The organism is Streptomyces sp. (assembly GCF_019510245.1).
In the GTDB taxonomy this organism is placed as follows: Bacteria; Actinomycetota; Actinomycetes; order Streptomycetales; family Streptomycetaceae; genus Streptomyces.
Genome location: NZ_JAEKKT010000145.1, coordinates 1 through 13,081, shown reverse-complemented (window position 1 = coordinate 13,081; position 13,081 = coordinate 1). Strand labels below are relative to the sequence as shown.

At 67.1% G+C, this 13,081-nt stretch carries 7 protein-coding genes, 1 tRNA gene and 1 pseudogene; 5 read left to right on the top strand and 4 right to left on the bottom strand.

Annotated elements, in window-relative coordinates; translation table 11 throughout:
* Positions 1-15: 15 nt before the first annotated feature.
* A complete protein-coding gene (gene wblA, locus JF597_RS24975) occupies positions 16-354 on the bottom strand; it encodes a transcriptional regulator WblA (protein WP_132856581.1) in 339 nt (112 codons plus the stop codon).
* 538 nt (positions 355-892) lie between these two features.
* Between wblA and JF597_RS24970 the strand changes: the two genes are divergently transcribed.
* Positions 893-3,175 (top strand): transglycosylase domain-containing protein, encoded by a 2,283-nt coding sequence (locus JF597_RS24970; RefSeq protein ID WP_293998829.1) that lies wholly within the window; start codon positions 893-895, stop codon positions 3,173-3,175.
* 84 nt (positions 3,176-3,259) lie between these two features.
* On the opposite strand, the gene JF597_RS24965 is transcribed toward JF597_RS24970, so the two are convergent.
* Entirely contained in the window at positions 3,260-3,727 is a 468-nt protein-coding gene (locus JF597_RS24965; protein ID WP_293998827.1) for a GatB/YqeY domain-containing protein, read from the bottom strand.
* A 103-nt stretch (positions 3,728-3,830) separates the two neighbouring features.
* On the opposite strand from JF597_RS24965, the gene JF597_RS24960 reads away from it, so the two are divergent.
* The 3 genes from JF597_RS24960 (at position 3,831) to JF597_RS24950 (ending at position 5,781) form a co-directional block, all read left to right on the top strand.
* Entirely contained in the window at positions 3,831-4,757 is a 927-nt protein-coding gene (locus tag JF597_RS24960; RefSeq protein WP_293998824.1) for a metallophosphoesterase, read from the top strand.
* A 114-nt stretch (positions 4,758-4,871) separates the two neighbouring features.
* Positions 4,872-5,633, top strand: a complete 762-nt coding sequence (locus JF597_RS24955; protein WP_293998821.1) for a Pr6Pr family membrane protein — start codon at positions 4,872-4,874, stop codon at positions 5,631-5,633.
* Positions 5,634-5,707: 74 nt separating this feature from the next.
* Positions 5,708-5,781: transfer RNA gene (locus JF597_RS24950), tRNA-Pro, on the top strand.
* A gap of 192 nt (positions 5,782-5,973) precedes the next feature.
* Here JF597_RS24950 and JF597_RS24945 read toward each other — a convergent pair.
* A complete protein-coding gene (locus JF597_RS24945) occupies positions 5,974-10,341 on the bottom strand; it encodes a hypothetical protein (protein WP_293998818.1) in 4,368 nt (1,455 codons plus the stop codon).
* A gap of 930 nt (positions 10,342-11,271) precedes the next feature.
* On the opposite strand from JF597_RS24945, the gene JF597_RS24940 reads away from it, so the two are divergent.
* Positions 11,272-12,525 carry a hypothetical protein gene (locus JF597_RS24940; protein WP_293998815.1) on the top strand — a complete coding sequence of 418 codons (1,254 nt, stop codon included), beginning with the start codon at positions 11,272-11,274 and terminating at the stop codon, positions 12,523-12,525.
* Here JF597_RS24940 and JF597_RS24935 read toward each other — a convergent pair.
* A pseudogene (locus JF597_RS24935) lies at positions 12,455-13,081 on the bottom strand (PE-PGRS family protein); the annotation flags it as partial. The gene JF597_RS24940 and the pseudogene JF597_RS24935 overlap by 71 nt on opposite strands.

Sequence of the window (13,081 nt, the reverse complement as noted above, 5' to 3'; positions counted from 1 at the left end):
GTAGACCCGTCCGGTCTAGCTCACGGCCGCGTAGTTCTCGTACACCTCGTCGCTGTCGAGGGGGACGATCCCGGTCCCCCGCTCGTACTCCGAGCGCGCTGTCTCCAGGAGCCTGCGCCAGGAGGTCACGGTGGGGCGCCTGCGCAGCAGTGCGCGACGCTCCCGCTCCGTCATGCCTCCCCACACGCCGAACTCGACGCGGTTGTCCAGCGCATCGGCCAGGCATTCCGTGCGTACCGGACATCCGGTGCACACCGCCTTGGCCCTGTTCTGCGCTGCTCCCTGAACGAACAGTTCATCCGGATCGGTAGTGCGGCAGGCAGCCTGCGCACTCCAGTCGGTTACCCAGCCCATACCGGCGCCGTCCTCTCCCGAATCGAGGCTCCCCCACGGCGGCAGCGGCATATTCACCGCCGCCAGTTGAGGACGTTACGGAAGGTGGGCACAGCGCAACACCCCCTTCGGGCCCAATCTTGAATGGCCCGAACGGACTATGGGTAAGCGGCAGATCACCCGCGGGAGTGAGCTGGCGACATGCGTGATGATCGCGGCAAAACCGGACAGCTGTGGCGCGTCACAACGGACGCCGAGTGACACACGAGGCGGATTCGGACACGCCATCAACACCTCACCCGAAAAAAAGTGGGCAGGTTCCGGAACGATTCGGGGTCGCCGGACGTATTGATACGTGGCCGCACTGCTGTGACAGTTGAGAGCAGCTTAGGCCAAGGCCTGTACGCGTGTCCGGCGAATGGCAAGGTAGACCGTTCATGTCGTCGTGCCGTCGGCCAGGGCGGCCCGGGCTGCCCTCTATGTCACGATCCGGCACTTGAACATCCCGAGAGCAGCCCGCTCTCCCGGAATGCTCATCCCTACGGATTAGGCTGCCCCCATGCCAAAGAAGCGCTCGGGCGGTGGTCTGTCGACCACGCAGCAGGCCGCCAAGTTCCTCGGTGTCAGTGTGCTCGCGGGGGCCGTGATGGCGGGCATCGCGCTGCCCGCGGCCGGGGCCCTGGGCCTCGCGGCCAAGGGTTCGGTCCAGGGCTTCGACGAGATCCCGGCCAACCTGAAGAGCCCTCAGCTCAGCCAGCGCACCAGGATCCTCGACAGCAAGGGCAACCAGATCGCCCAGGTCTACTCCCGTGACCGCACGGTGGTGGAGCTCAAGGACATCTCGCCCTACATGCAGAAGGCGATCGTCGCGATCGAGGACTCGCGCTACTACCAGCACGGCGCCATCGACCTGAAGGGCGTGCTGCGCGCGCTGAACAAGAACGCGCAGAGCGGCGGGGTCGCCCAGGGCGCGTCCACGCTCACCCAGCAGCTGGTGAAGAACTACTTCATCGAGGAGGCCGGCGACGACCCCACCAAGGTCGCCGAGGCCACCCAGCAGACCCTCGGCCGCAAGGTCAAGGAGCTGAAGTACGCGATCCAGCTGGAGGAGAAGCTCGGCAAGAAGAAGATCCTCGAGAACTACCTGAACATCACCTTCTTCGGCGAGCAGGCCTATGGCATCGAGGCCGCCTCCCAGCGCTACTTCTCCCAGCACGCCAAGGACCTCAACCTCCAGCAGTCCGCCCTGCTGGCCGGCATCGTCCAGTCGCCCAGCCGTTACGACCCGGTCAACGACGAGGCCGAGGCCACCAAGCGGCGCAACGTCGTGCTCGAACGCATGGCCCAGCTCGGCGACATCTCCCAGGCGGAGGCCGACAAGGCCAAGGAGGCTCCGCTCGGCCTGCACGTCACCCAGCCCAAGAACGGCTGCATCACCGCCTCCAAGGGCGCCGGGTTCTTCTGCAAGTACGTCGAGAACGTGTTCCTCACCGACCCGGTCTTCGGCAAGACCCGCGAGGCGCGCGCCAAGCTCTGGAACCAGGGCGGCCTGACCATCCGTACGACGCTGGACCCGCAGGCCCAGGACTCGGTGCAGAGCTCGATCAAGGACCACGTCTACAAGTCGGACTCGGTCGCGGCCGCCGCCACCCTGGTGGAGCCCGGCAGCGGCAAGATCCTGGCGATGGGCCAGTCGAAGCCGTACGGCTACAACAAGAACGAGACCGAGTACAACTTCTCGGTCGACCGGGACTACGGCGGCTCCAACTACGGCTTCCCTACGGGTTCGACGTTCAAGCCGTTCGTGGCCGCGGCCGCCATCGAGGGCGGCAAGCCGGCGACGCAGGAGTACTCGTCGCCGTACAAGATGAACTACCCGAGCCCCGTGCAGCAGTGCGACGGCAAGCAGTGGGTCAACACGACGGGCGAGGAGGTCGAGAACGAGAACGAGTCCGAGGTCGGGCCGTACCAGATGAAGAAGGCGATGGCGAAGTCCATCAACACCTACTTCGTCCAGCTGATCTCCGACATCGGCCTGTGCCCGGTGGTCAAGATGACCGACTCGCTCCACGTCCACCAGGGCGACGGCTCGAAGCTCCCGCAGACCCCGGCCATCGCCCTCGGCGCGATCGGCCTCTCCCCGCTGACCATGGCGAGCGCGTACGCCGCCTTCGCCGACCGGGGCATGTACTGCACGCCGGTCGCGATCGAGTCGATCACCCAGAAGGTCGGCAACGAGCAGAAGTCCATTCCCGTCCCCAAGTCGACCTGCTCGCGCGCGATGAGCGAGAAGACCGCGGACACGATCAACACCCTGCTGCGCGGCGTGATCGACTCCGGTACCGGTCAGCAGGCCGGCCTGGACGACCGGGAGAGCGCGGGCAAGACGGGTACGACGGACTCCCGCAAGAACGCCTGGTTCGTCGGCTACACGCCCAACCTCGCGGGCGCGGTCTGGGTGGGCAGCGCCAAGCAGAACATCGAGATGACCAACATCACCATCGGCGGCGTCTACCACTCCGAGGTCTTCGGCGCCGACACCCCGGGCCCGATCTGGAAGGACGCCATGACGGGCGCCCTGGAGGGCAAGCAGTCCGAGGACTTCAACCTCGTCGACATCCCGGACGAGAAGGACAACAACCGGGGCCATGGGAACGACAACGGCGGCAACGACAACGGCGGCAACGACAACGGCGGCCTGATCGGCGGTCTCATCGGCGGCACCGACGGCGGCACGACGGACGGCGGCACCAACCCGACCCCGACCTTCTCCCTCCCCGACGGCTTCATCCAGGGGAACACGAACGGGGGCCGCAACGGGAACGGCGGCAACCGCGGCTGACCTCCTCCCGCTCCGGCCAGGTACGACGGTGGGCCCCACCTCTCGGAAGAGGTGGGGCCCACCGTCGTACCGCCTGCCGCTCTCTCAGCCCTGGAGCCGCTTCTTCACCGCGGCGGCGACACGGCCGCCCTCGGCCAGGCCGGCCACCTTCGGGTTCACGATCTTCATCACGGCGCCCATGGCCCGCGGCCCCTCGGCGCCCGCCGCCCTGGCCTCCTCGACGGCCTGGGCGACGATGCCCTCCAGCTCCTCGTCGCTCAGCTGCTTCGGCAGGTAACCGGCGAGGACCTCGCCCTCCGCCTTCTCCCGCTCGGCGCTCTCGGCACGGCCGCCCTGGGTGAAGGCCTCGGCCGCCTCCCGGCGCTTCTTCGCCTCCTTGGCGATCACCTTGAGCACCTCGTCGTCGGAGAGCTCACGCTTCTCCTTGCCCGCGACCTCTTCGTTGGTGATCGCGGCGAGCGTCATCCGGAGCGTGGCCGAGCGGAGCTCGTCGCGTCCCTTGATCGCGGCGTTGAGGTCGTCCTGCAGCTTCGACTTGAGCTTGGTGGTCATGGCACCGATTGTCGCAGGTGCCGCCCGCCCGACGCCCGCCGATTTACCCGCCTCACGTACCGGCCGGTCTCTGAGCGCCCGCTCGGTCTGAGACGATGGCCATATGCGCGCTCGATACGGAGTACCCCTGGGAATCGCGGCGTTCGGCGCCGCGGGTGTGTTGTACGCGGCCGGCTTCGAGGCCCGTTCCTTCCGCCTGCGCCGGGTGACGGTCCCGGTCCTCCCGCCGGGGATGCGCCCGCTGCGCGTGCTCCAGGTCTCCGACATCCACATGGTGAGCGGCCAGCGCAAGAAGCAGCGCTGGCTGCAGTCGCTGGCGGGCCTGCGCCCGGACTTCGTGATCAACACGGGCGACAACCTGTCCGACCCGGAGGGCATCCCCGAGGTCCTGGACGCGCTGGGCCCCCTGATGGAGTTCCCGGGCGCGTACGTCTTCGGCTCCAACGACTACTACGGCCCCAAGCCCCGCAACCCCGCCCGCTACTTGCTGGAGAAGGTGAGCGGCAAGCACGGCCTGAACGGCAACCCGCCGGTCGTCGGCGCGATCCACCTCGACTGGGAGGAGCTGCGGGACGGCTTCGACGGGGCGGGCTGGCTGAACCTGACGAACACGAGGGGCACCCTGAAGATCGAGGGCGTCTCGGTGGAGCTGACGGGACTGGACGACCCGCACATCAAGCGCGACCGCTATCCGCAGGTGGCGGGCGGGCCGTCCGGTACGGCGGACTTCTCGATGGGCGTCGTGCACGCCCCCTACCTGCGCGTCCTGGACTCCTTCACGGCGGACAACTATCCCCTGATCCTGGCCGGCCACACCCACGGCGGCCAGCTCTGCGTCCCGTTCTACGGCGCCCTGGTCACCAACTGCGACCTGGACGCGGACCGCGTGAAGGGCCTGTCCACGCACACGGCCGAGGGCCGCACGTCCTACCTGCACGTCTCCGCGGGCTGCGGCACGAACCGCTATACCCCGGTCCGCTTCGCCTGCCCACCGGAGGCGACGCTGCTGACGCTGGTGGGGCGCGAGTAACAGAGGACACGACCTCGGGCCCCCTCCCGCGCGGGGCGGCCCCCGAGGCCCGCCATAACCCACCCGGCCTAGACCAGCATGCCGTACATGCCCCTTTCTCCCTAATTTGAGGGCATGACGACTCCTCCGATACCCAGGGACATCCCCGACCTCCCCGCGGTCCCGGGCACGCCCGTGCTCATGCCCGGGTACGTTCCGGCGACGGCGGTGGTCGCCCCCGTCCGCCGCCCCGCGACCGCGGTGTTCCGGCTCCTGACGGCCGTGCTGGCGTCGGCGGGCGTGGCGCTGGAACTGCTGCTCGGCAGTCCGGACCGGATCCTGAGCTACTTCGGAGTCCAGGCGGCGGTACTCCTGACCCTGGTGAGCCTCGCCTCGGCCCGCCGGGCCTGGCAGGCGGGCCGCCCCCTGCCCTCGTTCCTGACCGGCGCGGCACTCCTCTACGCCGTGGTCTCGTCCCTGGTCTACCACCTGCTCCTGGGCCACACGACTCCCCCGTTCTCGATGACGGGCTCGACGCACCTGCCGGTGGCCTGGCACGGCCAGTGGCTGGCCCTGCAGCTCCTCTACACGGCGGCCCCCGCGGCAGCCCTCGTGGACTGGCTCCTCCTCACCGCCCCGGGCCGCCTCCACCTCCGCCAGACGCCGGCGTGGATGCTCTACCCGCTGGCCTACCTGACCTTCACCCTCGTCCGGGCGGAGCTGGTCCTCCCCGGCACGCCGGGCCGCTACCTCTATCCCTTCCTGGACGCCGAGCAGCACAGCTACCGCGCCACCCTCGCCAACGCCCTCCTGCTGGGCCTCGCCTGCTACGCCCTGGCAGTCCTCCTGGTAGCCCTGGACCACACCCGCCCGAACCCGGTCGGCCGCCGCCCCTAAACCGGATTTCGTCTCCAGCCACCGGTGGGCTAAAGTAAACGACGTCGCCGCGACAAGCAGCACCGCAGCGACACCGGGGTGTAGCGCAGCTTGGCAGCGCGCTTCGTTCGGGACGAAGAGGTCGTGGGTTCAAATCCCGCCACCCCGACGCTGAAGTACCAGGTCAGGGGCCTGATCCAGTTGATGGATCAGGCCCCTGAGTGGTTTCTGAGGCCACTTTGGGAGCCGTTTGGGAGCCGACTTCATGTCCTGGCTCCCAAACCGCTCCCATCACCCTGTCGCCAAGCCTGCTCGTTCATGCACCAAGGGTGGCGGGCCTCCAGTGATCACGGGGCAGCTCTCACACGCTGGCATCCGGCCATTGCCACACCGCCGCGTCGGCATCCGCGTCACGTACGCCCTTCAGCTTCACGTCGGCCATGGTTTCGACCTCGAAGAAGCGCAACGGATCGGTGATAATCCGCAGCATCGGGGTCCCCCTGCCCTCTTCCAGGTTCGAGGCGATGACGAGCGAGTAGTTGCTTCCCTCTGCCAGCGCACGTGTGAGTTCCGCGCTAGTGAGTGAGACGTCGGCCGGCTCTGCCCCACCATGAGCCTTGATCTCGTAGAAATGGCCTGTTGAGTCGACGGCGTCTGCCCCCAGCCGTTGAAGACCTCGCTGGTCTTCCAACGTCCGCCCGCTCAGGTCAAGGATTCCGGCAAGCAATGCCAGGACGGTCTTCTCCTTATCCCGGTCCTGGTATCCGAGCAGGCCGGAGTACTCGCTGGGTGCGGCTCCGCCCTGACGCGGTTGCGGCAGCGAGGCGACGCGCCGGCTTCTAACGGAGGGCGCAGAGCGCCGCTGCGGCGAGGAACCGGTTCGGGTGCTCTGAGGGGTACGCGCCTGTAGTTCGGTCAAGGGGAGCAGCCTGCGAGCCGGAGGAGGGGCAGGCTGGGACCCCACGCCGGAAGGTGTGGGACTCGCGGGAGGAACAGGCACCGACCGAGGCGACTGAACTCCTTTTGGTGGCTTTACCTGGCCGCTCGCCTGGGTCGGCACCGAGGGACTTGCGGGCCGCGACAATTCCCGCTCCTGCAACTGCGAAGCCAAACGCTCGCGTTCCTCGTGATCTTGTTGGCCGGACGGGACGAGCGGAGTGAGGGGAGCGTCCTGCGGCCAGTCCTCCTCCCAGAGATCGCGCCAACGGTGGCCGACGTGGGCGCGCTCCGCTGCGAAGAGGGAGGCCACAGCCAACCCACCTCCTCGGGCGGTTCTCAGCGCCCCGGGACTATCGACGAAGAGCGCCTTAGCTTCCCGATCGACATGCGCGTCGACCGGGATCTCGATCACCTCATCATCCTCGTTTGGGTTCAGGCGGATCCGCAGTCCTGGCAAGACCCGTACCTCAAGCTCCGTCAGCCAGGCCCAGTCCGTGAAAGCCTCAGCGGCAGCTGGCTCATCCCGAACGAGAGTGTCCTGCAAGCTGGTCACGGCCCGTCGAAAGTCCTCGGTCAGCTGCTGATCAGAACGGCCACTGTCCGGGGCAACGACACAGGCAACCGCTGTCTCCAGCTTGTGCACCTTGAGGACACCCAACAGACCGGTGAATTGCTGGAGATCTCCGCCCGGCTGCCAAACATGTAGGTGCTCGCCGAGCGTACGCACGATGGCGGGGTGGTCTACCGCGTAGACGGGCCGTTCCTGCGTCCAGCCTCGGGTGGTGCGCAGCGGCAACCAGCGCAGCTTGGACCGCAAGCCAGGAGAGATAGGACCCCCAGCCGAAGTGACGGTGTCGGCGAGGGACCTCAGTGCCTCCAGCATTACGCGCTGTTGGTCCGCCTGGAGCTGGGTGCCGGACTGCGCGATCTCCTTCAGCACATCAGCAAGATCCTCAGGTCTCGGCTCTTCGATCCAGAGAGCTTCCCAGAGCGGGTTCAACTCAGGGTCAGGGATGGTGAAGGGCCGGAAGCCGCGCAGGATTGTCGGGCCACGGAAGCAGGCGGCCGCCCTCTGCCATCCCTGGTCGGTGAGCACGAAGTCGGTGCCGTTGAAGGCATCCCGAACCCTCTTTCGCAGCTCACTGCGAGACGTGCCCGCCGCCTCATGCCTCAGCCGGCCTGCCAGAGCCTGATAGACGAGATAGACCTCGGCTTTGAGACGGTCGTCCACCGAGCCGAGTGCCATGGAGCGCTTCCGAAGTTCCCGCAATCTATTGATCAACTGAGGAACGTCGGGGTCTCCATTCACCCCGAGAACCGCCAAGACATCGATCCGAATGGACGTGTTCTCCTGGATCGCAGGGTGCAGATATCCCGGGTCGTCATGGCCGTAGAGCGCCTGCGAGTCGCGCGTGGACAAGTGCACCTGCGCTGGAGTGCATAGTTTGCCGCTGGTGTCCTCCAGCCAGGCAGTCTCCCGGAGCCGCCAGATCCACAGGGCCGCCGTCTGCCCGCGCGGGATCCATCGGTAGTTCGCCTCCGCCGCCTGTACGTCCGCGTGTTCGGAGGAGGTGACCATGCCGGGCCTACCAAGCGTCTGCAACAGGGCCGCCGTACGACGCCTGCGTTCCTGCGGGTTCTGCTCGGAGATGATGTGCTGTACCACAACGTCCAGGTCCGGACTTAGGCGGTCGTCCAGCGTGTAGTCCGCGCTCAAGCGGCGTAGCTCCCTCGTGCGCGCTGCCGGGGACAGCCAGCAGCCGCGTGAGAGACCGATGCGGGAGTCCGCCTCGTACTCCTTGGTTTCCCGGCCCGGCTGAAGCTCCTTAAGCCGAGGTGTGTCCGCGACCCCTAGGAGGCGCAAGAAGGCCGTACGGCTCAGCCCACACTGCCCTTGCGACAGCAGAGTGCGTGTATAGGAGCGCTGCACCCACTTGATGCCGGGAGTCTTTCCCGCGGCGATGGCGAAACGATCTCCGTCGGTGCTCTCCAGCACTTGGGGAAGATAAGCGTACGCGGGCGGCACCTTGCAGGGCATTTCGTTGCCGTCGGAGTCGTACTCGTATCCGTCGAGGAGTATGGCCCTTCCGATCCCGGGACCGAGTCGCTCCCGCACCTTCTTCGACACTTCACCCAGGGCCGCCTGGATAGATACGAGTTGCTCGACTCCGCATCCCGTATCACCTCCGATTCGTCTGCCAAGGCGGCCCATCCGTTCGATTCGGCTCAGTACGGCCGCGGTGTCGTCGCGCCGTACGAGACAGCCCTGTTTCCGCAGCCAGTCGAGGACACGTCGGGCCCACGGCGAGTTCTCCGCGTAGTCGGCATGGAGGTTCACGACGATGCCCAGCGCGTCCAGCGGGTTGCTGCTGCGCGGTTCGGCGTCCTGGGGCTCCGCGAACGCGACGCCCGGCGCCGTCGGCCACAGACGCCGGCCGTCGGCGTCGACGACACACGGACGATTGTCCAGCAAGAAGTCGAGATGCTCCTCGATGGCAACCGCTGCGAGATGGATGGTCTGCCCGATGTCGTACTCGATGTCGTCGAGTGAGATGAGCGCGTCCCTCACCCGCACCTCATTGGCGAGTTCTGCGGTGCCTTCGCAGCGCCAATCCGTCAGGACCTCACGCCACTGGTGGGCACTGTCGCGGGCACGTCGTGGAAAGGTACTTGGCAGCCCGGCCAGCCGGGCGATGTCCTCATCATCCAGCACACCCGACAGCTGTGGCTCCTCAACGGCGAGCGCCGAGATTAGCTTCGTGGTCCCGTCCGGGCAGGGGAGGGAGATTTGGGAGGCCAAGCAGGTGCGGGAACGGTCGACCAACGCTGCACGGATACTGTCCGGAAGCCGGGTGGGTGATGATGGGTCGGAGGGCGAAGGCAACGGAACGAGGTGCCAAGCCGAAGGTTCGACCTCGCTCAGTACGTCGAGGGCGGCAGCGGCCCAGAGGTCCGCGACGAGCGGGACGAGGTCCGCGTTCCATCGGCTGGCAGCGAATCCTTCACGGCTGACGACGGGGTCGAACTGGGCGTGCACTCGAGCTGGGGCTCTCAACTCGGCCACTGGTAGCCCAGCGTGCACACTCCCCAGTTCCGGTCCGTGCACCGGCAGCGCGACGGCGACCGGCATGGAGGCTCCCACCGCCTTGTGCCGACGTGTACTCGTGCCGTGCGGTGCGACGTGGGCGTCGTAGACCCGCCACAGTGCCCCATTGGTCGTCCGGGCTTCACGGACCCGGACCTCCGCTTCCTCACCGTCGATGCGGAGCTTTCGCCGGTCGATCTCTGCCCAACTCAGCTTAAGCATCACCGACGGCGTCTCGTCGTCGTCCCCCTGCTCACTTGAACAGTCGCTGAGGGCTTCGACCTGCCTCACGTGGCGGAGGAAGAGCAGGGAGCTGTCGTTCCACGTCTCGAACCACTCGAAGAGCTCCGAGGCGGACAGAGCGTCGGGCGGCAGAGGGATTCGGAAGACCGTCCATTCGGGCCCCACAAGTTGCTCCGGCACCACCAACGGCTCCACAGACCGAATCGACAGGTCGGCGAACCGCACGTGGAAGGGGTGACAGTGCACCTCCCAGGTGGTCGCCAAGGCGCGCAAGGTAGCCAGCCCGATTCCGAATCGCCCCGTCGCCTCCGCATCGGAGCTCTTGCCGCTGAGCCACGGCAGGCCGAGCAGCAAGATGTCAGCCAGTCGCACGCCCTTGCCATCATGGGCAATCAACAACTCTTCGGGGCGCCAGATGAATCGGACTTGGGAAGCGCCCGTGTCATCAGCGTTCTGCACCATCTCGGACAGGACTTGCAGCCGGTCCGATGAGAGAGTTTCGGCGCCCCTCTGCCCTCCCTCGGCCATCAGCCGGAAGACGCCGGGCCCATTCTGAAGGCCCTCATCGAGACCCGCATCCCCTCCCCATGGCCATTTTCAAGAGCGCCCCCGCGCCCGGCCAAAGCCTCGGGGCAATTGGTGCACGACCTGGCTATGACCGGCGAAATTGCGCCAAAGGCTGCTATCGCAGACCGCCGAGTCAACGTCGAGCGACGAGGCAGGCTGTACGCCGCAGTCCACCGAAGCACACAGCCAACAGCTCACGTCGCAACCGGTGAACGACCGGAATCACCTGGTCCCGGGGCTCGATTGTCAGACCGAGGTGCTAGGGGCAGCGGACACTGACATTCGTCCCCATTGAACTCGTGACCCCCCATGTCGATCCGGAGATGGTCAACAGGCGCCTCGTAGAGGCGATGGCAGGGCGCACAGTCGGCAGCTCGGTCCGAACTGGATGCCCCTCGACACGACTGGCACCGTCGAGGGCGGGTGAATAGCCCTGTACGGCTTGTGCCGAAGTGCCCCCAGAAGGTACGACGATCGCCATGCACCCTTGGTCTCCGTTAAATGACCGGCAGCTCGCACTTCTCACCCGCATCGGGGATGGAGCCGACCCTGTCACGTCGGACAGCCCCGAGCTCGCTCTCACCGAAGCAGGATGGGAAATGGCAGGCGGAGATCACCGACGCGGGACGCTTCTACCTGGAACACGGCCATCACCCGGACCGGCCGGAACCAGCTCAGCGCAAGCAGCGGTCAACAGGTTCCGGCCAACCGGCACGACCGGCCCCTCCGCCGCAGAAGCAAGACACAGCCCCGTCCACGACGAAGACGGCGTCGAAGCGCGCCCCCAAGGCCCCCCAGCCGTCGCCGGCAGAAATCGGAGCCGCCTTGATCGCGGAGGTGCAGCAGGCTGGGCGGTTCCTCCGGATCCCGAACCCCAGCGACGAGGAGCGAGCCCGCTACCGCAGGGCGTTCGACGCGGCCCGGCAGTGTGCCCCCGAGGGATTCAGCCTGAAGTACAGCGGGCGGGCGAAGGGGGACTTCTTCCTCGGCCTGCTCCGGGTGACCGGCGAGGACGAGACCGAGTGGAACCGGATCCGGCTGGCGCGCAGCCGTGTGATCACCGATGTCGAGGACGTGATCGCCGCAGTCAGCGCGGACCACAGCGCCTTCGAGATCTCGGAAGAGGTCCTCCCCCGGGTGCTCTCGCTGCTCCGGCTCCTCGCCGAGGAAGCCCTCGCACGCCACGGCGAGATCGCGGTGTCGAAGAAGCGCAGGCAGCCGAGGCCGCTGCTCACTGTCCATGGCAGGACGTACGAGGTCGGCTTCCGTGAACGGCAGAAGCCGGTCCGGTACGTCCCCAAGCAGCCGGGCCGCCGTACGTACGACTGGCAGCGTGTCACCCCAGCCCAGAAGTTCGAGCCGTCCGGCGAGCTGGAGCTGCTGGTCAGCCAGCAGTCGGGCTACAGCTACGGCTGGAGGAAGGAATGGGCTGACACGGCCAAGAAGCCATTGGAGGAGCAGGTCGGTTCAGTCTTCCGGGCGTTGAAGGCGCGTGCGGAGGAGCAGGAGCGGGCTCGGCTGGAACGTGAGGCGGAACAACAGCGCCTGCGAGAGGAGCGGGAGCGTCAGGAGGCCGAGCGCCGGCGCCTGGAAGCGGAGCGAGAGGAGAGCGAGCGGCGGGAGTGGGAGGCCGCCGTCAGCGTGGCTTCGATCAAGGCGGTTCACGCGGTACGGGCCGACCGCTTCGGCACGGCCCTTGAGCAGTGGCAGGCCGCAGGGGAGATCCGGATGTTCTGCGCCGCTCTGGATGAAGCCACCGCGACGTCGGAAGACGCCCTCGAAGCCGAGAGGCTGCGAGAGTGGTCGGCTTGGGGGAAGGCGGAGGCCGACCGGCTCGACCCCACCCTCAGCGGCAAGGGCTTGGCTTCTCTCAACTTCCATGCGGAGCCGACGGGAGATCAATTGCGGCCGTTCCTTGACGGCTGGCACCCACACCGACCGGAGAAGGAGACGAAGCCCCCTACTCAGCCGGCACAGCCCAAGGCGGAGCCAGATCCGTGGCGCGGTCTCATCGACGCACGTCAGGATCAAGGCTGGAGATATGGACGCCCAGGTCGCGCTCAATGGTGGAGGCGATGACGCCGTGGCCGCGGTCGCGTAGGGCCTTGACCGCCTTCTCGACCAACTCCCCGAGCCGGATGACCTCGGCGCGCAGCGCAACCAACTCGTCGTAGCGGTCAGCCTTGTCCTGGCCACACCACGCTCGGACGGTTCGAAGGACTGCCGCCTCCGCGTCCAACTTGCGCTCGTCACGCCGGCTGTAGGAGTACCAGGAGGACTGGGCACGCTCCTGCTCGATGTCCTGCTGCTTGCGGTCTACCTCCGGAAGGATCTCGTCGGCGAGGCGGCGGGCCACATGGGGCGGGCGATGCGCTCGGTGACGGGCCACCCGGCCAGGCACATTCCGCGGTGGTTCTCGAACACCATGATGTCGCCGCGTAGTTCGGCGGCCTCCATGCCGATGAGCGGTGCAGTCTCGTCGAGGCTGCCCAGCTCCAGAACGCCTGCGTCCGCCACCGTTCGGCGCAGTCGCAACCTGTTCTTCGGGCGAACGAATCCGAGGATCATGCGGGCGGCCTCGAATTCCGTGCTACCTCGGACATGGCGCGAGGACTCCACCAGTGTCAACTCCGCC